This is a genomic window from Floridaenema fluviatile BLCC-F154 (assembly GCF_041929135.1).
GTDB lineage: Bacteria > Cyanobacteriota > Cyanobacteriia > Cyanobacteriales > Aerosakkonemataceae > Floridanema > Floridanema fluviatile.
On the sequence record NZ_JBHFNS010000019.1, the window covers coordinates 275789 to 302299 of the forward strand.

Genomic DNA, 26511 nt, shown 5'->3' on the forward strand with positions numbered 1-26511 from the left:
TCTAAAAGGTTTTCTGGTTGAGAGAATCAGCTATATTTTGCTGGCGCTAAGAGATAAATAATCTGAGAAAACCTAGCCTATATTACCCAAATGCTTAACCGAAACTAGCATCATTTACAGAAAAAATTGAGGTTAATTTATGTAGTGGTTATATTTTGCGATCGCTCTCTCCGTAAAAACATTTACCGATTAATTAATTAGAGAATTAGCGAATTTTTAAACATAACAAATATCCGCTCTCAAAGTCAGATTTATTTCTATTAGACATCTCCAATAACTCTTGTAGGGTAGGCATCCTGCCTGCCTTTGCATCCTGCCTTATTAGAGAGGTCTATTGATAAAATTAAACCTTAACGAAATAAAAATAACTTTTATTAAACGAAATGGAATGTAGCAAAGATCACAGACATAATCTTATTTATCTACCTTTTGAATGAGTACAAGCTCCACATTTTATGCTAGAAATCAACGACTTGTTCAATGAAAATGATTATTTATGGCAGAACACAGACGTAGCACAAGCAGTACAGTCAGGCTTGTTTGCCAGCGGTGCAGCACATTTTTATGGATTGGGAATATTTGAAAATCGCAATCCCAGTGGATTTTTCGACGAATCTTATTACCTGCGACAAAACCCAGACGTAGCCCAAGCAGTACAATCCGGCCTTTTCGCCAGAGGATTAGACCACTTCCTACAATTAGGTCAAAACGAAAACCGCAGTCCCAACGTATTTTTTAACACTGACTTTTATTTATCCTTCCACCCAGACATTGATGCCGCAGTTGCCACAGGCACAATCAATGCTAGCGAACACTTCATCAGAGCAGGTCAATTTGAAAACCGCGACCCCATCAGCGAATTTTACACAGACCTCTACCTGGAAGACAACCCTGATGTAGCGCAAGCTGTAACCGCATCAGCCAACACAGCCAACCCCCTCACCCCCATTAGACACTTCATCAACTTTGGGCAATATGAAAATCGCTACTTTGGGCCCGACTTCGACCCAATATTTTACTTACAAGAAAATCCCGACGTAGCCGCAGCCGTCACTCGCCCCGGCTTAAGCCCAATTAAACACTTCTTAGAATTTGGATTAGCAGAAGGACGTTTGGGTTTCCCCCCCGACTCCTTTAACATCAACTTAAATACAGCACGCGAATTAGGTATCTTAGGCAGTACAAATATTAGCGACTTCGTAGGCAATAACAACCCCCTCGACCTATACCGCTTCAGCTTAGATAAAGTCAGCCAACTTGACATTGCCCTCAACGGTCTGAGTGCAGACGCAGACTTATTATTAATTCAAGACCAAAACGGCAACAACCTAATCGACGACAACGAACTATTAGAATTTTCCACCAACATCGGCACTGAAGCAGAAGCAATCAACACCTTACTCACAGCCGGAACCTACTTTGTTGGCGTTGAACAATATGAAGGTGATACTAACTACAACCTAAGCATATCAGCCACTCCTGCCGAAATCCCCATAGATAACGCAGGTAACACCCTAAATACTGCGCGTGACATTGGAACACTCACCAACCCACAAAATTATAGTGACTTTGTTGGTGTCGTTGACCAAGATGACTTCTACCGCTTCACCCTCGACACTCGCAGCGATGTCAACATTGTTGTTGATAACCTAAGTGCTGACGCTGACTTAAAACTAATTCAAGACCTGAATAACAACGGCATTATAGATGATGTAATTGGGTTAATAGATGGCGGCGAAATAGTCGCTTCTTCCGAAAATTTCGATACCGACGCGGAAATAATTAATGTTGCAGGTTTAGACCCAGGAACTTATTTTGTTCGAGTATATCCCTACAGCGGCAACACTAATTACAACCTGAATTTGTCTACTAATGCTGCTCCATTAACTCCTTTACCAGACTTATCTGGAGCTTCCTTTAACATCGCACAAGGATCGCTAACAGCTGGCAGTAACTTAGATGTTCAGTTTACTGTGCAGAATACCCAACCCGTAGACGCAGGAGAATTTACAGTTGGATTTTATCTGTCTCAATCTCCCTCAATTACCCCCAGCGATATTTTCTTAGGTAGTTCGGCAATTAACGGCTTAACAGGTAATACAAATACCGCAAATCTAACAGCTAGCCTGAAATTACCTGAAGCTGACAACTCTTTCTGGAGTGGCGACAAGACATACTATATCGGTATGGTGGTAGATTCAACTGCCGCTGTGAATGAGACAAATGAAAATAACAACTCTTCAACTGGTGAGTTACGCGATTTCAAAGCTATTCCTATCTCTAGTACGGCTACTAATGAAGAAGAAATAAAGGGTGGTGATTTTGACCCTATAGATAACCAAGCAAGTAACGCCTCTTTTACTAATTTCCGAGTTAGTGATGCTTCTGGTGATAACACTCCCAATACTATTTTCCAAGGTGGTGCGATTCGCTTAGATTACAACGTAGCTAATGCTGATTCTCTCGCCAATGTGCGCTTGGAAATATTAGCCAACAATACGGTTGTTTCTACTGTAGATTTAGGTGCTGGTGCTAGTTTATCCAATCAGTTGGTGAATTTAGTTTCCGTTGGTGCTGGTAATTATCAACTGCGGACGGTGGCGCGGAATAATGCAGGTCAAGAAGCTATTTCTCCAGACTTAACTGTAAATATTTTGCCAGTAAGTCGCGTTGATGGTGACTTTACTGGTAAAACATTAGATTACGCAGGTACACCCGCAACCGCTACAGTTGTTTTGGGACGAGGAGGTACAGATACTCTCAATCTCAACGTTCTACCAACCAATGTTACTAGCATTAATGGCTTGAATTTAAGTGCTTTCAATCCTTTATCTGGTTCCACAAACAATCAAGCGATTTTCGGTGGTACTGCTTTTGATTATTTGACTTTGGCTGATGGTCGAGAAATCTATTTCCAAGGAATTGAATACCTGAAATTTGCTGACAATTCGCAGTTAGAATTGCAAGTCCGTCCTAACGATCTTTCCTTCTCGGAACAGTGGAATTCCTTTGTTACTGATGTTCCTAGTGCTTGGCGCTTTACCCAAGGATCTAATAAAGTATTGTTAGTTTCTTTGGATAGTGGGATTACTTTAAGTGCCATAGCCAATGGTGCAACAGACTTGTCTCGTTTGGACTACGATGAAACCAAAGTTGAAGATGGCGCTCCCGAAAAAGCGCATGGACAACAAGCAATCAGCGTGATGGCATCAACCGCTAATAACAATTTTGGCGTAGCTGGTGTTAACTGGAACAGCAATGTATATGTGAATAACCTTTATGAAGGTGGCATAGACCTGAAAACAGCAATTGAAAGAACCATGAATTACGCCAAAGAAAAAGGTTATGAACGAGTAGTGTTCCAAGGTGGAATTCAAGCTAAATATTGGCTCACTGGTGGTGGCAAATATACTGAGAAACAATTGCAAGATTTAATCAGTTCTTATGGCGATACTGCTTTCTTTGCTGTAGCTGCTGGTAATGGAGGTCCACGAGGAAATGATATCGGGGAGATAGATACTTATTTAACTAGTGTTAGCGGTGTAGCTGCATTTGAAACTACATTGAGTAACGTCATGTCTGTTGGTGCTCTGAGACCTGGAGGAGAAGCAAATGCTTGGTACTATACAGCAGAAGGTACAGAAGTAGTCAATGGCTTCAAAAATGCTTCTTCTGTGAATTTGGCTATTTACTCTAATCGTGGCTCGAATTTGACGTTAGTAGCACCTACTGATTCTCCCGCGATCAATTCATCTGGTAATGGCTCATTCTTCGGTGGTACTTCCTGCGCTAATCCGAATATGGCGGGAATGGCTTCTTTGGTGTGGAGTGTGAATCCTCAATTAACTGGCGGACAATTGCGGCAAGTGTTGATTGATACTGCTTTTGATTTGGGCGATCCTGGTCGGGATACGACTTTTGGTTATGGTTTAGTTAATACTGATGCTGCGGTTCGGCGGGCATTTGCTTTAGCAAGAGATCAAGAGGTTGCTAATCTCTACTCTGGTAGTTTGATTGTTTAATTTTAGTATTTGCTGATGGGGAATTTTTACCTGTCAGCACTGTTGAGTTTAGATGGTGCGTTACTTTTTGCTAACGCACCCTACAATTTAATTGCTGGAGTTAAGTTTATGCCAATTTTGTAAGGCTATTCGATGTATTTCTCGCCAACTAATGTTATTTTGTTTGGCTAATTGGGCGCAGTCTTCGTATTCTGGTTGAATGTTGGTGATCTTGCCCTTTGTTCCGGCGATTTTCACTCTGATTTCGCCATAAGGGGTTGAGACTTTTTGGATTTCTCGTTGGAGAATTGATCTTTGTTGGAGGGAATGGCGAATTCCTAGAGTTGTGGTTTCTCGGAATAGAATTGTTTGGCAAAGTGATTGTTTTTCGGGATGACAGATGACGGTTAATAATACGCCTTGGCGGGATTTTTTCATGATTATTGGTTGGGTGAAAACGTCTAAAGCGCCAGCTGTTAATAGAGTGTCAAAAGTGTAGGCGATCGCTTGCGGACTCAAATCATCAATTTGAGTTTCCAAAACCGCGATTGTTTCTAATTCAGCACTGGTTGTGGTAGAATTATTAATAGTAGCTGAAGTTGTTTCTTCACCAATCCATAATCTGAGAATATTGGGAATAGGTAATTGCCGAGAACCTGCACCTAATCCAATTTTTTGAATTGTCATTGGGGGAGGAGAACCAAAATTAGAGGCGAGAGTAATGGCGATCGCAGCACCAGTTGGCGTAACTAATTCTTTCTCAATTCCGTTACTATAAACTGGAACTTGACGATATGACCACAACTTTAACACTGCCGGAGTTGGGACTGGCATTTGACCGTGAGCCGCTTTAATTGTACCTCCACCTGTGGGCAAAGGCGAACAATAAAATTGCTCAATTCCTAACCAATCTAAACCCAAACAAGTCCCAACAATATCAACGATCGCATCCGTCGCCCCCACTTCATGAAAATGCACTTTTTCCGGCGCTACACCATGAACTGCACCTTCTGCTTCTGCCAATTTGCGAAACACAGCTAAACTCATTTTTTCTGCCTGACTTGGCAATCTGGCTGCTAAAATCATCTTTTCTATTTCTGGCAAATGGCGGGCATGAATATGATGATGATCTTCATGGTGATGAGGGTCGCGATCGTCAGTTAAATCCACATGAAATTTCGTCGCTTCCTGACCATTGCGATGCACCAACTCCGTCCTTAATTGGTATTCATTAGAAATTCCCAAAAGACTCAACTTTTCGATTAAATAATCCAGAGGAACACCAGCATGAACTAGTGCGCCTAAACACATATCACCAGCAATTCCAGTGGGGCATTCCAGGTAAGCTACTTTTTTCATTTGCCTTTGTTATTGGTCATCGGTCAATTGTCATTAGTCATTGGTTAATCACAAATGAACAAATTTCATAAAAGTACCCCAGATGGTACTTTGAAAGCTTGAGAACTGAATTGATAATGTAAAAAATTGTAGACGATTAGCTGTTAATAGACAGCGGTTTGTTGTACTTCTCTCTCATAGTCATGGATAATTTTTCATGATAAATAGTTACTAGTGGAATTGTTATGGCTACAGTTTACCAAGTTCACCCAGAGACACCGCAAACCCGCATTATAGACCAAATCAAGGACGATCTGAAAAGTGGGGCAGTGATGCTATATCCGACAGATACAGTTTATGCGATCGGGTGCGATATATCTTCTAAATCAGCAATTGAACGGGTGAGACGTATCAAACAAATGTCAAATGACAAACCACTGACGTTCCTCTGTCCTTCCTTATCTGATGTGGCTAGCTACGCTTTTGTCACAGATACAGCGTACAGGATTATGAAACGCTTGATTCCAGGGCCCTACACCTTCATTTTACCGACCACCAAGCTAGTACCCCAAATCGTGATGAATCCGAAGCGGAAAACTACCGGAATCCGAGTTCCAGATCATCCGGTGTGTCTAGCTTTGCTGAATGCAGTGGGTAATCCGATTATTTCCACTTCCGCCCATGTGTTAGATCAAGAAGAGTCAGCGCCAATTTCGATCGAAAAAAATGGTTACTTCTCTCAAGTGCAACTGTTCGACTACTTAGAAAAATTAGTAGATATCATAGTTGATAATGGCGAAGAACCACGTTATGAAGGTTCAACAATTCTAGACCTCACGAGCGAAACACCAGAAATTATCCGCCAAGGAATAGGATGGGAAAATGTCGCCGCTTGGGTAATGGGTTGACACTCCCCTGACTAAAGTCTAGGGGATTCTAAGCGGATACTGACGAACGGGTTAAAACCACTTTCGTCGCGTTTCATCCCTAGCTTAAAAGCTAGGGATGAAACGCAAAGAGTGCTTTTTTGATAAGGAGGTGGGGAGATGGGGAGATGGGGGAGTTTTGAGTTTTGAGTTAAAGAGTCCCCTTGTCTCCTTGTCTCCTCTGTCCCCCTGCCCATCTGCAATATCTACCAGTTGAGAAATTGTCCACTTTGCACGAGTAAATTTGAGAAGTGGAACAGGGGAAATTCTACTGAGTCAAAATGCTGAAACTTCTCTCTATGTAAGTAATTTAGCGGTTTTTTATATTGGGGTAAGTACCTAGTTGGGATGGAAGGTCTAACGAAGGAAAATAAAAAGCTTGTGACAGTGACACATTGCCTGAACATTTATAAACCGTATTTACCTAAATTTTAAGTGTAGACAGTTAAAACAAGAAAATTTTTTCAGGTTAATTATGAGAGTGGAATATATGAATTTACCTTGTGCTACAACTTTAATAAATTCGGCAAACATAGATGTTGATTTGCTTGCTAATGAGTCAGCTTTAGATAGGTCAGTTCTGACTTACCAGGTTTGTAATGAACTACAGTCACAAATTAAAAATAGTGAGATGGGGAAAGTTTCTCCTGCTTCTATGCAGGGGGTAGCGAGTCGAATTGCCAAGGAAGTAGCGAGAATTTGTGAACAAAGTTCTCGGATTCAAAATTCCGGTGAAGTGCGTTCTTGGCAAATTTCTTTAATCAAACACCGAGTCCAAAAATGTTTGTCTTATTATCATCTCGGTTCTCGGCAAGGTCGGATTGAGTTACATAGTACTTTAGCGGCAATTGTCTACCGTTATATTAACCCGATGCGATCGCCAGTCAGCTTTCAAGCTCGTTACAACCTGATCGAAGATTTCCTGCAAAACTTTTATATCGAGTCGCTGAAAGTTTTCCGTAAAGAAGCTGAACTCCCGGAAAATTACACGCCGCGCCATTCTCTAGAAATTGCGGAATATTTAGCGTTTACTGAACAATATGCTAGACGGAAAATTTCTCTAAAAGCTGGTTTTTCTCAGCAATTAATTGTGTTACGAGCCCAAACTTTTTCCCATCGTCAACCAGCGGAAACAGCAATAGATATTGAGTTAGCTGCTGAGTCAACTAAAGGTGAAGATACTGGCGCATCGATTCAAGAATCAGCATTACAACAAGTGCGGAGTTCGATGGTATCGGAAAGTAACGATCGTTCGGAAGAACTGTTGCGAGAAAATTTAATTACTGAGTTGATTCAATATCTGGAAGCACAAGAACAACCAGAATGCGTGAAATATCTGATTTTAAAACTGCAAGATTTGTCAGCGCCAGAAATTGATGAAATTCTCGGTTTGTCTCCCCGTCAGCGAGATTACTTACAACAACGCTTTAAGTATTATGTGGAAAAGTTTGCTCGTTCCGATCGCTGGCAGTTAGTCCATCAATGGTTAGGTGCAGATCTCGATCAAAAGCTGGGTATGTCTTCTGTCCAATGGGAACTGTTTTGGGAGAAACTGTCACCCCAACAGCAACAACTTTTGGAATTAAAGCGTAAACAAGTTAACGATCGAGCGATCGCCACCGCCCTAAAATGCACCCTGAAACAAGTCCAAAAACGCTGGGCAGAACTGCTAGAACTCGCTTGGCAAAACCGGAACAAGATGTAGAAGGAGGAAGTTTTAAGTCTTGAGTTTTGAGTTAATGAACTTCCCCTGTGCCCCTGTGTCCCCCTGCCTCTGCCTTCTGCTGGTAAATTTGCTAACTTAGTCTTAACAGTTAGTTACTTTTTTTAGCAATCTAGCTTAGCACTAACTGCTCTAGTTCTATGACAGCAATTTGCAACCCACTGGGAAACCAGTTTTTGGACTCAGCCCAACTAGCGGCGCAAGATGTGGCAACACTCAAAGAAGTCTTTCAGACTGTCAATGCCGAGAGTTGTCCGCTGCAATTTAACTTTCATCTCCACACTAGATGTTCTGATGGTAAGTTAGAACCTCAACAGTTGGTGGAACAAGCGATCGCTATTGGCTTGAAAGGATTTGCTATCACAGATCATCACAGCGTTAATGGTTTCTATCAAGCCCTAAGTTGGCTGGAAGAATGGAAACATTCTCACCCGGAAACCTCAGCACCTCGTTTCTGGACTGGGATCGAAATTACCGCCCAACTTCTGGGAACCGAAGTGCATATTTTGGGTTACGGCTTTAACCCAAAACATCCGTCAATGTTGACCTATTTACTAGGCGCGAGTCCAATGGATGAAGAAGCTGAAGCAGTAAATGTAATTGCAGCTATTCATCAGGCTGCTGGTTTAGCGGTACTGGCACACCCAGCACGATATCGTAAGACTGCAACTGTTTTAATTCCCGAAGCCGCCTATTTGGGTATTGATGGAGTAGAGACTTATTATGCTTACGGCAATCCTAATCCTTGGTGTACCAGTCCCGAACAAACTAAACAAGTGGAACAGTTAAGTGCCACATATAAGTTGTTGAATACTTGCGGTACTGATACTCATGGGCTTAATTTACTATTGCGCCTTTAGAGTTTCTAGGGGCAGGGGGCAGAGGAGACAAATTAAAATTCAAAACTCAACACTCAACGTTTCCCAGTCCCTAGTCCCCAGTCCCCAGTACCAAACAAAAAAGAAAGTTCACTTAGTTAAACCATGTTCTAAGGCATAGCGGACTAATTCAGTGCGGCTATTAGTGCCCGTCTTACTAAATAGGCGACTCACGTATTTTTCGACGTTGCGAACGCTGGTTTCTAAACGACGGGCAATTTCTTTATTCATCAGCCCTTGTGCTACTAAGTCTAGGACACTTTGTTCTCTGGGGGTCAAATCAATTTTAATGTGAGTCTCGGATTGAGCGATCGTAGGTCTTTGCTTCAATAATTCCCTAATTTCCGCCAATTGTCGGGCAATATCTTCAATATCTGTACCTTCTGACCCTTTTTCAGCAGACGATCGACGTTCCAACAAATTCTCGACAATGGCGACTAACTCATCCGGGTCAAAGGGTTTGGAAAGATAAGCATCACAACCAGCTTGATATCCTTGAATGCGGTCTTTCGTCATTCCCCTAGCTGTCAGAAATACCACTGGTAATGATTTAAACCTGGGATCTTCGCGCATTTGCTTGAGAAACTGATAGCCGTCTACTTGAGGCATCATAATATCTGTGATTACCAAGTCAGGAGGATTGCTTTGCAGTTTTTCCCAACCTTCGGTAGCATTACTAGCAACATTAACGTTGAATTCACTATCTTCTAGATAAGCTTGGACGGCTTCTCTTAGTCCGGGTTCATCATCGACTAGTAATAGTTGACCTGGCATCTGTACCACCTTATCACCTTCAGAATTTACTATATTCAATGTAGCGAAATTTATTCAGGGAAAAGCGAAATAGTCAGGGGAAAAGGTTGTAATTCTCCCTTTTAGTTAGTTTTTCCCGCAGTTTATTCTATTTTTTCAATTATTTTTGCTGTTTCAGGAAGTTGTGCTGACTGTTGTCCTGAAAATCTTGCTCCTTTGCTGACTAAAGTTAAAGGAGTATTGAGTAAGTCTAAAAAATTAGCTTTACCGAAAATTGCTTTGACGCTGGTGATTGGTACTTCTTTAACAATCCATCTACTCAAACTATAGATGTATTCTGTTTTCGGAACATTCGCCATTAATTTTATGCCGTAAAGTTCATGTAAATAGCGGTTTGATTTTCCGTATCTGCGCCATTGACTTTGAAATTCTGTTAATGTAGACCGATGGCGATGTTGAACAATTGCGCTGGGGGCGAAGTCAATTTTCCACTGAGTTTCTTGTTGAATTCGCCAACAAATATCGGCATCTCCGCCAGTGGTTAAGTAAGGACGAAATAAGCCGATTTGGACAAAAATTTCTTTTCTAATTGCTAGATTTGCTGTTTGACCGTAAGGTAAAAATGGATGTGCTAAGGTATATTTTTGAGATAATACATCCTGATTTTCGGCATATTTTTCTAAGATGGTTTTTCCGGGTAAGCCGATAATTTCCCCGGCAACAATGCCAATGTTAGGGTTTTGAAATGGTGCAATTAATTCGGTTAACCATTGGGGTTGGGGACGACAGTCAGCGTCAGTAAAGGCGATAATTTGACCGCTAGCGGCGCGAATTCCGGCGTTGCGTGCGGCGTAGGAACTTTGAATTTTGGTTTCGGCTAAGTAGTGAATTTGGGGGAAGTTTTGGGTGGCGTTTTGGATAATGGTTGAGGTGCGATCGCTACTAGCATTATCTACTAAAAAATACTCTACTTGTTCGATCGGATAAGTTTGTAATTGTAAGCAATTAATTAAATCCGGTAAATCATTTTCCCCGTTATAAATTGGGATCACTACCGAAATTTTTGGTAATATTTGGTCGCTCATTTTGGCTTTTTGGGGATTGGGGACTGGGGATTGGGGAATGGGGATTGGGGACTGGGGATTGGGGAGATGGGAACAGAATTCAAAACTTAAAACTCTTTCAGGGTGGGTTTTGTTGTTAATTTTGCTGTTGGGATTACAGACTTATCTGCTAAACCCACCCCTACAATTTAAAACTCTCTTCCCAGTCCCCAGTCCCAAGTCCCCAGTCCCCAATCAAACACTAACGAATCAACAAACAGAGGAGATATAAAATTCCGTTGATGGTGTAAAAAGTGGCAACGACTTGAAGTTCTGACCAACCAGAAAGTTCTAAATGGTGATGTAATGGGGCCATTTTAAACAGTCGTTTTCCGACTCCATCGGGTCCTTTTGTTGCTTTGTAATAACTAACTTGTGCCATTACAGAAAGGGTTTCGATAAAGAAGATTCCGCTAAGGATAAATAAACTCCAAAGCGTGTTACTTAATAGGGCTACAGATGCTAAAGCACCTCCTAATGCTAGGGAACCTGTATCGCCCATGAATACTTTTGCTGGGTTACGATTGTGGGCTAAAAAACCTAAACAGCTGCCACTTAAACAGGCGCAAAATATCATTAATCCGGGATGAGTTGGGGCGACTAGGGTTGCTAATCCGAAAAATACGATCGCACAAAGTCCACCTGCTAACCCATCTACTCCATCAGTTAAATTTGTAGCGTTGCTTTCTGCGACTAAGACAAAAACTCCTAAAGGCCAAAACAATAAACCCAAAGGTAATGCTAACCCGAATGGTAAATTGATGGTGGTAATATTTGCTGGTTGCTGCCAAATTAACCAGAGACAAAATAAGATGGCAAAACCAACTTGCAAAGCTAATTTCATTTTCGGGGAAATGCCTTTGTTGGATTTTTGGCGTAAAATTTGCCAATCATCTAACCAACCAATAAAAGCATAACCGATCGTCAAAGCGGAAACTGCTGCTACCGTTCCGAAATCTTTTACTCCTAAAGTTAAAGCTGACCAAACTAAGGAAATAATCACACCGACGGGGATAAAAAATATCCCTCCCATTGTGGGAGTTCCACCTTTTTTTAAATGAGTTTGCGGCCCATCTTCGCGAATTACTTGTCCAGCTTTTAGCGATCGCAAAATTGGTACTACCCAGTAGCCTAACCCAGCTGTTGCTATGGCGCAAACCCAAAACGGCAGTGTCAAAGAAACTCCTGAGTTTAAATATCTACCTGTTTTCCCATCCAGAAAAATTGCAATTAAACTCAATACAACTGCTAGGATTACAGACAGATTCACTCCTGATAACTTGAGTAACCTGCTATCTAGTGATTTAGCATCCACGGAAATTACTTCACTCCACACTCTAAATTGATTTTGGTCATGGGAAAAGGCAGAGGGGCTCCAAGGGCAGGGGCGCAGGGGGGCAGAGGGGAGGAGAATTAAAAACTCAAAACTCTGTGTTGGCGGGTTTCGTTGTTAAGTTTTCTGTTGTGAGTATAAATTTACCTACTAAACCCGCCCCTACAATTCAAAATTTCCCCATCTCCCGACCTCCCCACCTCCCCATCTCTACCTTCTGCCTTCAAAGATTAAACTTCTTCTTCTAACTCTCCGATGTCATCATCACCGAAGTCGTCGTCGTCGTATCCCATCTCATCAGTAGCTATTAAACCATCGATGTCTTCGCCTTCTTCAGAATAGTCTTGGGCGGGGACTTCATCTCTTGCTAAGAGACGACCTGTAGATTCTAACCAGTCAAGAATCGAAGTTTCATGTCTGGTGGGAATTACAGCTGCGGGTTGATCGATCGGATCTTCACGCAAGGAAGGATTATATACCATAGGAACGTTAAGGGTTACTTTAACTAAATTTCAGACAATAAGAGTTTAGCAATTATCAGCCTGTTCGAGTCTACTTTTAAAAGTATCCTTGAGTTAAATAGAGCGAAAGAGGTGTAGAAAGATGATTGGCAAGATGGAACTGTTAGAAGCGATCGCCGGGAAAAATCGTGGTTTACTAACAAAAGAAACTGATAAACTGGCGATCGTGGCTTTAGTAGCACAATTAGAAGATCGCAATCCCACTCCCAGACCAACGGAAGCTACAGATTTACTTGAAGGAAATTGGCGATTACTTTACACTACTAGCCGAGAACTTTTAGGGATTGATAATCTGCCGTTGTTTAATCTTGGGCAAATTTACCAATGTGTTCGCACGAAAGATACTAAAATCTATAACATTGCTGAAGTTTCTGGGTTGCCGTTTTTGGAAAGCATTATTAGTGTAACTGCTACTTTTATTCCCGTTTCCGAACGTCGAGTAAACGTGAGATTTGACCGGGCGATTAGCGGTTTACAACGGTTATTCGACTATCAAAATCCCGATAATTTTATTCAACAAATCGAATCAGGTAAAAAGTATTTTGGGATTGATTTTAATATTACTAACCGAGAACAAAAAGGTTGGCTAGACATTACTTATTTAGATGAGGATATGCGAATTGGTCGAGGTAATGAAGGTAGTTTGTTTGTTTTAACTAAATCCTGAAGATTGAAAAATTTTTCTTGCTTATGCGCTTATCTCAAAGACATTTAAATATACTTTCAAGTTGTCCGAGAAAGTTTCAACATACTTTTTTAGATCAGTTTGGTTCTGTGACTACTCCCGAACAGCAAGAAAAGCTGAGTTGGGGTAGTCATTTTCACTTGTTGATGCAACAGCGGGAGTTAGGTTTGCCGATCGAATCTTTCCTGCAAGAAGATAGTAAAATGCAGCATTCTGTAGTTGCTTTAGTTAGTGCTGCGCCGGAAATTCTCACTCCTAATCCCAACAGCAACAACTTCCGTGACAGCGAACATTTTCGCAGTTTCAATTTTCAAGATTACTTGCTAACGGTAGCTTATGATTTATTAATTGCTTCTGATAACAAAGCTGAAATTTTAGATTGGAAAACTTACCCGAAACCCAAAAAACGCCAATTTTTAGAACAGGATTGGCAAACTCGTTTATATATGTTTGTTTTGGCGGAAACGAGTGATTATTTACCGGAAGAAATCTCAATGACCTATTGGTTTGTCCAATCTAAACCAGAACCAAAAAGTTTAAGATTTGCTTACAATACTGAAAAGCATGAACAAACTAAACAGGATTTAATTAATTTGCTGAATCAATTAAATTATTGGTTAGAAAGGTATAAAATGGGTGAGGAGTTTCCCCAAATTGCTGAAAGTTCTAGGGATTGTAATTTTTGTCAGTTTGGGGTGAGATGTGAAAGGAGTTTGGAAACTCAAGAAGCAACAATAAATCAAGAGAAAATTCTCGCTTTAGCTAATATCGAAGAAGTTCCTCTAGAAGGTTCGTAGTAACGACTTTAGTCGGTTTAACGAAGAGTATACTACGAAAGGGTAGAAGTTCGCTAAAATGAATGATTATGTCAAAATTTAACGCTACTGAATTGGAAAATTTGCCCTTGATTGTCTTAGTTGATGGTCACTCTTTAGCCTTTCGTTCTTTTTATGCTTTTGCTAAAGGAAGAGATGGGGGTTTAAAAACAAAAACTGGTATTCCTACGAGTGCTTGTTTTGGTTTTCTCAAGTCACTTTTAGCGGTGATTGAGTCACAAAAACCGCAAGGTATGGCGATCGCATTTGACTTAGGTTTGCCAACTTTCCGCCATGAGGCAGATGACACTTATAAAGCCGATCGCGCCGAAACACCAGAAGATTTTATCACCGATTTAAAAAATCTCCACGAATTATTAGATGCTTTTAATTTACCCATAGTTACCGCGCCGGGATATGAAGCGGATGATGTTTTAGGAACTTTGGCAGAAAAGGCGAGTGCAGCGGGGTATCGGGTGAAGATTTTGACAGGCGATCGCGATTTATTCCAATTAGTTGACCCTAAAAAAGGCATTAGCGTTCTCTATTTAGGCAATAATTTCTTACAGCGAGGAAGCACTACCGGACTAACAGAATTTGACCCGGAAGCAGTCAAAGAAAAAATGGGAATTCTCCCCGAACAAGTAGTAGATTATAAAGCTTTATGTGGGGATGCTTCTGATAATATCCCAGGTGTCAAAGGGATTGGTGATAAAACAGCAGTAAAATTATTGACTGAGTACGGTTCTTTAGAGAATGTTTACGCTAATTTAGCGCAAATCAAAGGTGCTAATAAAACTAAATTAGAAACTGGCAAAGATGCGGCTTATCATTCCCAACATTTAGCTAAAATAGTTGTCGATGTTCCCTTAGAAGTTAAGTTAGAAGATTGCCAACTGACAGGTTTTGATACTTCGGTTTTAGAACCGCTGTTAGAAAAATTAGAGTTTAAATCTTACTTAGGAAAAGTCAAACAACTACAGCAAGCATTTGGCGGTGTAGTTGAGGAAGAAAAACCAGAATTTATTACGGAAGCTTTACCAATTAATGAGGTAGAACTTCCCGACGAATCAGCAGAATTAGACTTTTTCACTTATGAAGAAACTCTAGCTGCACAAAAAGAATCAGCTTCACCTGTAACGATTCAAATAATTGATACTTCCGCAAAATTAACCCAGTTAGTCAAACAGTTGAAAAGTTGTACTAATGTCACAGTTGCTTGGGATACGGAAACTAGCGATCTAGATCCTTTATCTGCGGAATTAGTCGGAATAGGCTGTTGTTGGGGAATTAATTCAGATGAAGTTGCTTATATTCCAATTAATCACACATCAGGGGAAAATTTAGAGAAACAAACGGTTTTAGAAGCTTTACGTCCGATTTTAGAAAGTGATAAATATCCGAAAGTTTTTCAGAATGCGAAGTTCGATCGCTTAGCTTTACGTACTCAAGGAATTAATCTCGCTGGCGTTGTCTTCGATCCAATGTTAGCTAGCTATGTTTTAAATCCCGAAAATAGCCATAATCTCAGTGAATTAACCCAAAGATATTTAGGATTCACCATCAAAAGTTATGAGAGTGTAGTTCCTAAAGGAAAAACGATCGGTGATGTGGCAATTCCGGTAATTGCTGATTATTGCGGAATGCAAGTTTATGCCACATTTCAGTTAGTTGGAAAACTGGAAGAAGAACTAAAACCCGTTCCCAAACTTGAGTCTTTGCTGCGAGAAATCGAATTACCTTTAGAACCTGTTTTAGCAGGAATGGAAGAAATAGGAATTCGGGTTGATGCAGCTTATTTAAAAGAATTGTCGCAAAAGTTGGAGCAGGATTTACAAGGAATTGAACAAAGCGCATACAAAGCTGCGGGAGAGGAATTTAATTTAGGTTCACCAAAGCAGTTAAGTCAGTTGTTGTTTGAAAAATTGAACTTAGATAAAAAGAAGTCGCGGAAAATTGCTACTGGTTATTCTACGGATGCAGCAACTTTGGAAAAATTGCAGGGAGATCACCCAGTTGTTGATGCAGTTTTAGAATATCGCAGTTTGTCTAAACTGAAATCTACTTATGTGGATGCTTTACCTCAATTGATGGATAAAAATCAGCGAGTACATACTGATTTTAACCAAACTGCTACAGCTACGGGAAGGCTTTCTTCTTCTAATCCGAATTTACAAAATATTCCCATTCGTACTGAGTTTAGTCGGAAAATTCGCCAAGCATTTTTGCCGGAATCAGGTTGGTTATTAGTCTCCGCTGATTACTCACAAATTGAGTTAAGAATTCTGGCGCATTTAAGTCAGGAACCTGTGTTAGTGGAAGCTTACCAAAATAATCAAGATATTCACACGGTTACTGCAAAAATTGTCTTTGAAAAAGAAGATATTACCTCTGATGAACGCCGGATAGCAAAAACAATTAACTTTGGGGTAATTTATGGCATGGGTGCAATGAGATTTTCCCGTTCTACTGGCATTAAAAAAGCAGTTGCTAGTGATTTTATCGAAAAATTCAATACCCGTTATGCCAAAGTATTTGATTATTTGGAAAGGATGAAACGGGAAGCGATCGCCAACGGTTATGTAGAAACAATTAAAGGTAGGCGGCGTTATTTTAACTTTGAAGGTGGTAGTTTACGCGCTTTTAAAGGTAGTAAGCAAGATGAAATTGATTTGGCGAAATTGAAGAATATGGGACAAAATGACGCGCAACTTTTGCGTGCTGCTGCTAATGCGCCAATACAAGGTTCTAGTGCTGACATTATTAAAATTGCAATGGTGAAATTGCATAAAGTTCTCCGCAATTATCAGGCGCGTTTATTGTTACAAGTACATGATGAATTAGTGTTTGAAGTTCCTCCTGGAGAGTGGGAAGAATTACAACCAAAAATTCGGGAAACAATGGAAAATGCACTACCTTTAAGCGTTCCTTTGGTAGTGGATGTTCATGTGGGAGAAAATTGGATGGAGGCGAAGTAATCAATATATTGCGGAAACTCGCTTGAAGTTAGCTGCGTGACGAAAATAGTACCCTGAAGGGTAATAGCTGAGAAAAATTTGAGCAGTTAATTTAGAAAAAGATCGGGCTAGAAGTTCGCCTTTTAAGAAAAATTGATTTATCAGGATTCTTCTAGTAAAAAGCGCCTTAACTGAGGCGTTGAAAACCTTTTCGTCTAATTTCTTTGCTACAACATAACAACTAAAAGGAGATGTAATCATGGCAAGTATTTCTAACCAAACGCTAACTCTCACCGATATGGTTGAAAATGGCGTAAATATGGTGATAGTTGAGATTAAATATGATGTCAATTTCAAGCTTCATGAATATTTCTTACAGACTTTAGGATTTCAATTTCAAGAGACAATTCAAATTTTGGGAGTTGATGTTGGCAACGTTGTTGATAAAATTCTCTTAGACAAATTCATGCCAGTGCAAGATATTACAGTACCACCAGGAGGCGGTACAGTTTCGCGCAAACGTACAGGTAAGGTAACTAGAGCTTTTCTGCAAGAAGATTCAGCACCAGGCGATGCTGATGAAATCCGTTGTAGTATTCAAATTTTACCAGTTGCCGCTAGGGAATTTACTCCTGTGGTTTCGATCGCTGGTTAATTTTTAGTTGTAGGATGCGTCAGAGCGTAAATCTCCTTAAGAGTATCAGAGTTTTAGTGTCTGACGCACCCTACTAATTAAATTTTGAATAGGATTATTTTAAAATAAATTTGGTGATTTGCTGCGATAAAATATGGGTTTATCTAATGTCCGAATCTGCTTTGTTGGTGATTCGTTTGTGAATGGGACTGGTGATTCTAAATGTTTGGGATGGACGGGAAGAATTTGTAATGCAGCGATCGAACAAGGTCATGATATTACTTATTATAATTTAGGAATTAGAGGGGAAACTAGTACTGATATTTCGGGACGTTGGTTTGAGGAGGTGGCGCGGAGGTTGCCGGAAAGTTGCGATCGCAAAATCCTCTTTTCTTTCGGTGTAAATGATACCACAATTGAAAATGGCAAACCTCGCGTTGAATTGAGTCAAACTAAAGAAAATACTCAGAAAATATTGTCTATTGCCAAAAGTTTATTTTCTGTATTAATGGTAAGTCCACCTCCTATTGTCGAAGTAGAACAAAACAGCAGAGTTGGAATTTTATCTCAAGAATTAGCGATAATTTGTCAGCAGCTAAATGTGCCTTATCTAGATGTTTTTACTCCCTTGGAAAAATCAGAAGTTTGGCTGAAGGAAGTAGCAGCAAATGATAGTTATCACCCCAACGCAGGTGGTTACTTGGAGTTAGCTAATTTGGTGCAGAAATGGGATGCTTGGCAAGGTTGGTTTAGTTAAGTTTTAAATTTTTCCGCGTAACTGTTCTAACTCTTCTCGTAAACTCAAAGGTTGATAACCTAAAGCAAAAGCTTTGTCACTATTTAACGAAACATCTTTAGGTCTTGCTGCTGCCATTGGGACATCTTTTTGTAAACAAGCTGTTAGTTTATCTTGGGGAAGTTCTAATATTTCTGCCATTAATTTACCAAATTCATAACGGGATATGCTTTCTTTTCCGCCTAAATGAATCACTCCGTTAACTTTTTCTAAAGCTAATAAAAGTCCTTTAGCAGCAGTTTTTCCGCTAACGGGTGTTCTAACTTCATCGGTGAATAAACTTAAAGCTTTTCCTTCTCTAAGCGTCTTGATAAAGGGTTGAATAAAACTAGTTGCGCCTAAAGGTGCAATGCCAAACATTAACGGCATTCGACAAACTGCTATTTGGGGATATTTGGCTAACATTTCTTGTTCGGCTAATACTTTTTGTTCGCCGTAAAGGTTGACGGGAGAAACTAAATCTGTTTCTTGGTAAGATGGATTTAATCCATTAAAAACTAAGTCGGTGGAAGTGAAGGCGCAAGGAATAGAATAATCGGCACATAAACCTGCAATATTGCTGGAAGTTGTTACATTAATTATTGTGGATTCTTCGGGATGAGTTTGGCAAAAGTTGGGGTTAGATTGTGCTGCGGTGTGAATAACTGCTGCTGGTTTAATTTGCTGAAATAGGTTTTTGAGTTGCTGAAAGTCTCGTAAATCAATTTTAATTAAATTTACGTTAGGAATTTCTACCGCTTTGCTAAAGTAAGTCCCGTAAATTTGCCATTCTTGTTGAGCGAGTTGGCAAAGGTTCCACCCTAAAAAACCGCTAGCGCCAGTAATTAAAAGTCTTTTCATTCTACGACCCAAATTAACAAGTAAAGTTAATTATCGCTTACTACCTGTACCTGCAAAAGTTCGCCACAATAGAAATATGTGTGTAAGTAGTGTTATTTTTGTGGTAAATATAAATACATGATTTACTTTCGCAAATTGATTCCGATCGCACTAGTAGTAGGTTTAGCCGGATGTAACTTATTTCCGAGTCAAAATACTTACCGAGTGCAGCGGGTGAGTGATGGGGATACGATCGCTGTTAGTCAAGGTGATAAAAGTAGTGTGACTGTCCGTTTTGCTTGTATTGATGCGCCGGAAGTTCCCCATTCTAACAGGGAAAAAAATAGCCAAAAGTTGCTGGATAAAAACCAATTTAATTGGGGAGTTAAAGCTAAATCAAGAGTGCAGCAGTTAGTTAACCAAGGAGGCGATCGCGTTGTTTTGAATATCACCGATACTGATAGATACGGTCGGCAAATTGCTGAAGTTCGTTTGCCTAATGGTAAGTTTATTCAAGAAGTTTTAATCCGGGAAGGTTTAGCTTTAGTCAATCGTCCTTATCTGCGATATTGTCCCAGTAGAGAGATTATTGAACAAGCAGAAACAGATGCAAAAACAAATTTACGTGGAGTTTGGAAAGACCCTAAATTCGTTGCACCTTGGGATTATCGGCGTATTAAATAAAAAAGTATGAAAAAGCCTCAAAAACATCAGTGGGAAAATCGACCGGGATGGTCTTTAGAAAAGCGAGATGCAGAATTTATTAAGTCTTTGATGCCGATTTGGGGATGGCTTTACCATGAATATTTTCGGGTAAAAACTAGCGGTTGGTCACAAATTCCTCCGGGAAAAGTGATGTTTGTCGGTTCTCATAATGGAGGATTAGCCGCCCCAGATATGTTTATGATGATGTACGATTGGTTTCAAAGATTTGGTTTTTCTCGTCCGGTTTATGGTTTAATGCACCCTCATGTTTGGAAATATGCTTTGCCAGTAGCGGAGTTAGCGGAAAAAGTGGGTGCAGTGATGGCTCATCCAAAAATGGCGATCGCAGCTTTCCGCCAAAATGCTAGCGTGTTAGTTTATCCAGGTGGTGCAGAAGATGTTTTTCGTCCCTATAGTTTACGCCATAAAATTTATTTTGCTGGGCGAAAAGGATTTATTAAATTAGCATTACGAGAAGAAGTACCAATTGTTCCGGTAATTTCTCATGGTGCTCACGAAAATTTTATTGTTTTGGCTGACATTTACAAACAAATGCAGCAGTTACATGAGTGGGGAATGCCTTGGTTATTTGATATCGATCCGGTGGTTTTTCCGATTTATTTAGGTTTACCTTGGGGAATCGGAATTGGCCCTTTACCACATTTTCCTTTACCAGTACCTATTCAAACTCGTGTTTGTCCGCCAATTATTTTCGATCGCTATGGAAGAGAAGCAGCAACCGATCGCCAATACGTTGATTTCTGTTATGAAAAAGTTCTTTTTCTCATGCAGCAAGAATTGGATAATTTATTAACAAATTGACTAAATTCAAGTTAGTTAGATGATCGGCTGTCCCGCTTTTAAAAGTCATATTGTAGGGTGCGTCAGATTTAGATATTTTCCTTTCTACATAGGCTTTACCGTCTGACGCACCCTACTCGTTAATAAGTGTTTTAAATGCGGAAAAGCTTACCTTTTTTTAAAGTAGGCTATTGAAAGCGAATCCCCACCGAGGGGGGAATGCCAAGCTTGACATCAACCACAATATCTTTAAAGATATCAATGTAAGCATCTAAGAGAACATCATTCCATTGTTTAGCGAGTAAAATGGCATTTAAGACAGCAAAGAGGAGTTGGTTATTTTGATTTTCTGACTTAATCCGTTCAATGGTTTCTTTTTTGATCGCATCAATACTTCCTCGCAAGGTCATTTCAATTTTTGGCAAAACTCCCGCTTCAATATTAAAACTTTCGACCTTTAACCCTAGTTGTTCGGCATAAGGAAGAAATCGTTTATATTCTTCAAGAACTTGATTTACTTTGTCCTTAGCCATTGTGCTTAGGTTAGTCGTTTGTTCTTGCATATCCTCGAAAACTTGTCCCTGAATTTGCAGGGCTTTTTCCGACATATTTTGCACCGCTTTGACTTGATTTTTATTCAAAATATAGATTACCAGGATGATTAAGCCTAATCCTACCAAGGAAAAAACGTAGGGAGAAATCGCAGAAATAGTGGTTATTTCTCCTAAAAGAATCATTCGAGTTACTTCAATTGATGTCATGGTTTTATAAGTAAACCCTGCTTATAACTTGACGTTAAATAAGCTCTATCATATCAGATTTTTCGCAGGAAAGAAAAGTTTTTTGGGTTGTTCAAAACTCAAAATTCAAAACTTTTTCTCACTCACCAATCTGTTGAACCTTTTTGTGTCCAATCATCTGCACCGACTGTAGTTTGTTGCTGGCGATTTTCTGTGCGGTAATTTTCTTCAGGAAAATCTTTAGTTGATGTGGTGTCGGAGGGACTGAATAGGGGAAGAGCGACGATCGCACCGACGATCGCACCCGCAGCAGCACTAAACGCCAGTACCACACCCACGGGTAGACGAATGGACTCGTAAGCTAAAAACTTTAGGGTGACTGGAGTGGCGTTTTGGACGGAGAGAATAGCGATCGCCATCATCCAGACTGCCAATATCAAACAAATAATTAAAGTAGACAGAGATCTCATTAAACGGCTGTAACTTCGCTAAAGTTAATTTTCGTAAACAAACTGTTTTACTTTTACGTAAAAATACATCATACTTTTCATACTTTAGCATTTGTGAGTATAAAGATTCAGTAAAATCCGAACGCTGTTTTATGATTTTTTGCTGAACTACTCAGAGCTAACAAAGAGGGGTGTAACTTAGTCTAATAACGTCTGGATAAGAAAAACAGACATAAAAGCTCTTTAGAGAGTCGTTTTAAACCATATTTACAAAAACAAACCAAAAATGATGACTCAACCTTTGGCATCTACATCATTTAAAGTTCAGTCCGGTAGTGTTCCTGCTTCGCAACATCAATCATTAGAATCGAATTATCATTCTTTGGCGGTGCTGTGGGCCAAAAAATACTATCTTTCTGTCACCCGTGACAATGTTCAGGAACGGACAAAACATGAAAGTCTGGCAGAAGTAAATTCTGGAATCGGTAGGCAAAAAACTGCAAATAAATTAATGCAGAATTTGACCTTAGCCAGTGCTCAAGCTTGGTCGTTGACGGAAACTCTGCTTTCGGAAGAGATTCGCCGTCACGGAATTAATCCAGAATTAATTAATCCTTTGGAAATTGCTGCGGATACGAGAAATTTGTTTCAAAAAGCTTGGGAAGCTTATGCAGATGGTGCTTCTCCCGAACGTCTTTCGGTACTTATGGGTAAAGATTGCGGTCGAGTGAGGCAGAAATATACTAGCCAAGATCCGCGTGCGATCGGTTTTGTGAGTATGCAATTTCACTACACAGGACAAAAAATTCAGGGATGGCTTTCACCTGCGGAACAAGCTTTATTTGCACCTTATTTAAAGGTGATGGACGACCACATGTATATGCCGTTGCAAGCAGCTTACGAAGCAGCGGGTAATCATGAAGAAAATTCTCCGGCATTATTAGCAGTTCAGCAACTTTTACCAATTAGTACCAGAATTGCATTTGCAGTTTACGATCGGGTGATTCGTCAGCACCCTGACTATGAAAGTTATTCTGGATCTTTACGTTCGGAAATTGTGAAAATTTCCAGCATTCGCGATGTGGAAATGTTCCAAGTTTACCTGTGTTTGTGTGTTTTAGAAGATAATGTTCGCTCTGTACAACAGGAACTTTTCCCGCTTTGTGTCATGTTGTATCCTCGGTTAAAAGTCAGTTGGACTTTAGTGCAGGAGATGTTAAATAATATCCTTTGGGAAATGCACGATCGCTTATCTTTGGATCAAGTAGCACCATTTTTACCCTATCTTCGCACTTTATCAGAAATGTTCTCGAAAGAGGTATTTCAAGATAGTTAAAAACTAGTTTATTCCTCAGCAAAATTAGATTCAGAAATGGTCAAAGCTAGCTGGTAAATCTGGCGGCGGGGAAGTGATGTTTGTTGAGCTAACTGACGGCTAGCGTCAGAACGAGATAATCCTTGCTGGAGTAAGTTTTGTAATTCGGCTTTAATTGCTGCTTCGGAAAGTTGGGGTTTTTCTAAGGTCGCGCCAGCCACTACTAAGGTAAATTCTCCTTGGGGTTCGCGGTTGGTATAATGAGCGATCGCATCTGTAATTGTTCCCCGCCAAAATTCTTCGTGCATTTTGGTTAACTCTCTCGCCAACACAATCTCTCTACTGTCGCCGAAAATGTTACCTAAATCTTCCAGAGTTTCCCGCAAACGGTGGGGAGATTCGTAGAAAATTATCGTGCGAGTTTCGCTGTTTAATGTTTCTAAATGTCTGCGGCGTTCTTTACTTTTAGCTGGTAAAAAGCCTTCAAAAACAAATTTATCTGTCGCTAATCCAGCCGCACTCAAAGCCGTAATTGCTGCATTTGCACCGGGAATCGGTACAACTGAAATCCCCTGTGCGACACAAGCTTTAACTAACTCATATCCCGGATCGGAAATTAACGGCATTCCGGCATCTGTGACTAGTGCGATCGTCTTTCCTTGACTTAATTGTGACAGTAATTGAGGAATTCTTTGCTGACGATTATGCTCATGATAACTCAACTGTGGCGTTTTAATTTGAAAATGTTGCAGCAACTTTCCTGTATGGCGCGTATCTTCTGCTGCAATTAAATCGACAGTTTGTAAAACTTTAATTGCCCGAAAAGTCATATCTTCTAAATTACCGATCGGTGTTGCTACCAAGTACAGTATTCCCATAAAGTTTTAATAATTGAGAATTAATTACTAAAGGGCGGGGTGCAGCCATTCCATAACCTTGACCATAATCTACTCCCATTTCCTTTACTTTTAGCATGATACTATTATCTGTCACAAATTTCGCAATCGTTCTGATTCCTAAAATATGGGCAATTCGGTTAATCATATTCACCATTTCATAAGAGATTAGATCATCTTTGACTTCCTTAATAAAATTGCCATTTACTTTCCAGTAATCCACAGGTATTTGTCTCAAGTAACTCAAGGAAGAAAGACCGCTACCAAAGTCATCTAAAGCTAACTTAAATCCCAAAGATTTCAAGGATTCTATCAGCTTCGTTGCTACATTGAGATGGGAAATTACCACGCTTTCTGAGATTTCAAAACAGACAGATTGAGGGAGAATTTGATAGGTGTCCAGTTGTGCTTTCAGAAAATCAACTAATCCCTCATCCTTGACGCTAGAAGCGGATAAGTTAATCGCATATAAATAATGGCTTTCTACTTCCTGATTCTGCTGATGCAATATTTCAAAAACTGTATCAATTACCCAGCGATCGATCAAAGTAATTAAATCATAACGTTCTGCCGCAGGTAAAAAAGCCATTGGCGGAATTATTTCCCCATTTTCATCTACCAAGCGCAACAAAATCTCCTGAAATTTTAATCCTGTTTGCTGAGAATCTAGAGAAAAGATTTGTTGACCGTATAAGCGGAATTGATTTTGAGCTAAATTATCGGTTTTCTCAGCAGAAATTGCTTGATTAATTTTCTGCAACCATTGTTCAGCTAAAGTGATTTGTGCTGTTTCTACTCGATCGGGTTCGTAAGTATAGATGCAGTTTCGCCCATTATTTTTAGCTTGGTAACAGGCAGCATCAGCCATGTTCATTACACTTTCTATACTTTTACTTTCGGCATTGATTTTCACTAAACCAATACTTACTCCAATCGTAAAAATTTGATTATCCCAAATAAAATTAAATTCCCGAATACTTTCTAAAAGTGATTGAGCAACAGCTTGTCCTTGCTGAATAGAACAGTTATAAAGTAATAAGCCAAATTCATCCCCGCCCAGTCTAGCGAGAACGTCAGTTTGACGAACTTGTTGTTGTAATAAATCACTCACTTGACGCAACAGTTCATCACCCGCAGCATGACCACAAGTATCATTAACAATCTTAAATTGATCTAAGTCCAAATAACACATTGCGTGTTCTTGATTTTGGGTTTTAGCTGTTCCTAAACCCTCTTCTAAGCGTTTTCTAAATTCTTGACGATTAATTAATTCTGTCAGGGCATCATGACTCGCTTCCCAAGAAAGTTGTTGATTAACCTGCGTTAGTAAAGCTGTACGTTCTCCGATTAAATCTTCTAAGCGTTCCTGATATTGCTGTAATTCGATCAATGCTTGTTTGCGTTCGGTAATATTTTCGACCATGCGAATATAAAATTGAGGTCTACCTTGGTCGTCGCGCACTAAATAAGCATGAACTCGACACCAAATCATCTGTCCATTTTTGCAAAGGTAACGCTTTTCTTCTTGATAGCGATCGCTCTCAGTTAATGCCTGTCTATTCCTTAACAAATAACGTTTTTTTTGTGTTGAATCTTCGTTGTTATCTTCTTCGTTAGGCAATATTGGTGGGACAATGTTTTCTGTAAAAGTGAAATTATGTAACTCTTTTTCGTCGTAACCTAACATCTTTTGCAATGCTGGATTAACAGCGATCGTCCTCCCTGTCAAATCAATAATTTCAATCCCAATACTCGCCCCTTCAAAAAGTGAGCGAAAGAGTGCTTCTCGCTGTTTCAGTGCTGCTTCAGCTTGTTGTTTTTCGATAATTTCTGCCGCTAACTTTTGGTTAGCAGCTTCTAATTCTGCCGGACTAGGTAATGCTAAAGCTTGGGGAATTAAAGGCCATAATTCTAAAGCTGTGTACATCGAAACTAACGCTGTTAAAGCTTTCACACCCCCAGAAAGCCAATAAACAGGATGCCACAATGTCCAAACTTCTAACAGATGAGTTGTGCCACAAGTAATAATAAAAGCGCCAAATAAGAAGAAAATACTTTTAAAAGGTAAATCATGTCGCTTGTAGGCAAAATAGATCAGCATGAACGGAATTGAATAGTAAGCTAATGCTGTCAGTCCGTCTGATAGTACGTGCAACCAAACTAAACCAGGATTCCACAAATAGCAGTGTCCGTGCGGAACAAAATTTTCTGAAAAAAACAAATTTTTGAATATTTCTTGCATAAACAATTTCTCTGTTTAAAATTATCGTAAATTTTTCTCCTTATACCAATTTTACAAATAATATTTGCGAAGATGGGAAAA

The 26511-nt window shown here is 39.9% G+C and carries 22 protein-coding genes; 12 read left to right on the forward strand and 10 right to left on the reverse strand.

Going from position 1 to position 26511, the window contains the following annotated elements; translation table 11 throughout:
• Positions 1-455: 455 nt before the first annotated feature.
• A complete protein-coding gene (locus ACE1B6_RS05350; protein ID WP_413256211.1) occupies positions 456-4022 on the forward strand; it encodes a S8 family serine peptidase in 3567 nt (1188 codons plus the stop codon).
• An 87-nt stretch (positions 4023-4109) separates the two neighbouring features.
• Here the strand turns inward: ACE1B6_RS05350 and larC are convergent, their stop codons facing one another.
• Positions 4110-5360, reverse strand: coding sequence for a nickel pincer cofactor biosynthesis protein LarC (gene larC / locus ACE1B6_RS05355; protein ID WP_413256212.1), 1251 nt, complete (start codon positions 5358-5360; stop codon positions 4110-4112).
• 224 nt (positions 5361-5584) lie between these two features.
• Between larC and ACE1B6_RS05360 the strand changes: the two genes are divergently transcribed.
• The 3 genes from ACE1B6_RS05360 to ACE1B6_RS05370 all read left to right on the forward strand — a co-directional run bounded on the left by ACE1B6_RS05360 (position 5585) and on the right by ACE1B6_RS05370 (position 8848).
• Positions 5585-6247, forward strand: coding sequence for an L-threonylcarbamoyladenylate synthase (locus ACE1B6_RS05360; protein WP_413256213.1), 663 nt, complete (start codon positions 5585-5587; stop codon positions 6245-6247).
• Positions 6248-6740: 493 nt separating this feature from the next.
• Positions 6741-7970: a hypothetical protein gene (locus tag ACE1B6_RS05365; protein WP_459562970.1), complete on the forward strand. Its 1230-nt coding sequence runs from the start codon at positions 6741-6743 to the stop codon at positions 7968-7970.
• Between the two features lie 158 nt (positions 7971-8128).
• Complete coding sequence (locus ACE1B6_RS05370) at positions 8129-8848, forward strand: PHP domain-containing protein (protein WP_413256215.1); 720 nt, start codon at positions 8129-8131, stop codon at positions 8846-8848.
• A gap of 108 nt (positions 8849-8956) precedes the next feature.
• Here the strand turns inward: ACE1B6_RS05370 and ACE1B6_RS05375 are convergent, their stop codons facing one another.
• From ACE1B6_RS05375 to ACE1B6_RS05390, 4 genes are all read right to left on the reverse strand, one after another.
• Positions 8957-9640, reverse strand: coding sequence for a response regulator (locus ACE1B6_RS05375; RefSeq protein ID WP_413256216.1), 684 nt, complete (start codon positions 9638-9640; stop codon positions 8957-8959).
• A gap of 122 nt (positions 9641-9762) precedes the next feature.
• A complete protein-coding gene (locus ACE1B6_RS05380; protein WP_413256217.1) occupies positions 9763-10704 on the reverse strand; it encodes a glycosyltransferase family 2 protein in 942 nt (313 codons plus the stop codon).
• Between the two features lie 220 nt (positions 10705-10924).
• The gene (gene mraY / locus ACE1B6_RS05385; RefSeq protein WP_413256218.1) at positions 10925-12037 is read right to left on the reverse strand and encodes a phospho-N-acetylmuramoyl-pentapeptide-transferase; all 1113 of its coding nucleotides are present in this window, start codon (positions 12035-12037) and stop codon (positions 10925-10927) included.
• A 248-nt stretch (positions 12038-12285) separates the two neighbouring features.
• Positions 12286-12537 carry a DUF3134 domain-containing protein gene (locus ACE1B6_RS05390; RefSeq protein WP_413256219.1) on the reverse strand — a complete coding sequence of 84 codons (252 nt, stop codon included), beginning with the start codon at positions 12535-12537 and terminating at the stop codon, positions 12286-12288.
• A 121-nt stretch (positions 12538-12658) separates the two neighbouring features.
• On the opposite strand from ACE1B6_RS05390, the gene ACE1B6_RS05395 reads away from it, so the two are divergent.
• The 5 genes from ACE1B6_RS05395 to ACE1B6_RS05415 all read left to right on the forward strand — a co-directional run bounded on the left by ACE1B6_RS05395 (position 12659) and on the right by ACE1B6_RS05415 (position 18424).
• Positions 12659-13243: a PAP/fibrillin family protein gene (locus ACE1B6_RS05395; protein WP_413256220.1), complete on the forward strand. Its 585-nt coding sequence runs from the start codon at positions 12659-12661 to the stop codon at positions 13241-13243.
• Between the two features lie 23 nt (positions 13244-13266).
• Positions 13267-14058, forward strand: coding sequence for a PD-(D/E)XK nuclease family protein (locus tag ACE1B6_RS05400; protein ID WP_413256221.1), 792 nt, complete (start codon positions 13267-13269; stop codon positions 14056-14058).
• Positions 14059-14126: 68 nt separating this feature from the next.
• Positions 14127-17054: a DNA polymerase I gene (polA, locus tag ACE1B6_RS05405; RefSeq protein WP_413256222.1), complete on the forward strand. Its 2928-nt coding sequence runs from the start codon at positions 14127-14129 to the stop codon at positions 17052-17054.
• Positions 17055-17292: 238 nt separating this feature from the next.
• Positions 17293-17688 carry a hypothetical protein gene (locus ACE1B6_RS05410; protein WP_413256223.1) on the forward strand — a complete coding sequence of 132 codons (396 nt, stop codon included), beginning with the start codon at positions 17293-17295 and terminating at the stop codon, positions 17686-17688.
• Between the two features lie 133 nt (positions 17689-17821).
• Complete coding sequence (locus ACE1B6_RS05415) at positions 17822-18424, forward strand: GDSL-type esterase/lipase family protein (RefSeq protein WP_413256224.1); 603 nt, start codon at positions 17822-17824, stop codon at positions 18422-18424.
• A gap of 3 nt (positions 18425-18427) precedes the next feature.
• On the opposite strand, the gene ACE1B6_RS05420 is transcribed toward ACE1B6_RS05415, so the two are convergent.
• A complete protein-coding gene (locus ACE1B6_RS05420; protein WP_413256225.1) occupies positions 18428-19303 on the reverse strand; it encodes an SDR family oxidoreductase in 876 nt (291 codons plus the stop codon).
• Between the two features lie 117 nt (positions 19304-19420).
• On the opposite strand from ACE1B6_RS05420, the gene ACE1B6_RS05425 reads away from it, so the two are divergent.
• Both ACE1B6_RS05425 and ACE1B6_RS05430 read left to right on the forward strand, forming a co-directional pair.
• A complete protein-coding gene (locus ACE1B6_RS05425; RefSeq protein ID WP_413256226.1) occupies positions 19421-19966 on the forward strand; it encodes a thermonuclease family protein in 546 nt (181 codons plus the stop codon).
• A gap of 6 nt (positions 19967-19972) precedes the next feature.
• Positions 19973-20809, forward strand: coding sequence for a lysophospholipid acyltransferase family protein (locus ACE1B6_RS05430; protein ID WP_413256227.1), 837 nt, complete (start codon positions 19973-19975; stop codon positions 20807-20809).
• A gap of 167 nt (positions 20810-20976) precedes the next feature.
• Here ACE1B6_RS05430 and ACE1B6_RS05435 read toward each other — a convergent pair whose 3' ends face one another.
• On the reverse strand, positions 20977-21549 hold the full coding sequence (locus ACE1B6_RS05435; RefSeq protein ID WP_413256228.1) for a hypothetical protein: 573 nt from the start codon (positions 21547-21549) through the stop codon (positions 20977-20979).
• Positions 21550-21671: 122 nt separating this feature from the next.
• Positions 21672-21998 carry a lipopolysaccharide assembly protein LapA domain-containing protein gene (locus tag ACE1B6_RS05440; RefSeq protein WP_413256229.1) on the reverse strand — a complete coding sequence of 109 codons (327 nt, stop codon included), beginning with the start codon at positions 21996-21998 and terminating at the stop codon, positions 21672-21674.
• A gap of 265 nt (positions 21999-22263) precedes the next feature.
• Between ACE1B6_RS05440 and ACE1B6_RS05445 the strand changes: the two genes are divergently transcribed.
• Complete coding sequence (locus tag ACE1B6_RS05445; protein WP_413256230.1) at positions 22264-23313, forward strand: hypothetical protein; 1050 nt, start codon at positions 22264-22266, stop codon at positions 23311-23313.
• 8 nt (positions 23314-23321) lie between these two features.
• On the opposite strand, the gene rsmI is transcribed toward ACE1B6_RS05445, so the two are convergent.
• Positions 23322-24170 (reverse strand): 16S rRNA (cytidine(1402)-2'-O)-methyltransferase, encoded by an 849-nt coding sequence (gene rsmI, locus ACE1B6_RS05450; RefSeq protein WP_413256231.1) that lies wholly within the window; start codon positions 24168-24170, stop codon positions 23322-23324.
• Entirely contained in the window at positions 24133-26430 is a 2298-nt protein-coding gene (locus ACE1B6_RS05455; protein WP_413256232.1) for a bifunctional diguanylate cyclase/phosphodiesterase, read from the reverse strand. The genes rsmI and ACE1B6_RS05455 overlap by 38 nt, the downstream gene beginning before the upstream one ends.
• Between the last annotated feature and the right edge of the window lie 81 nt (positions 26431-26511).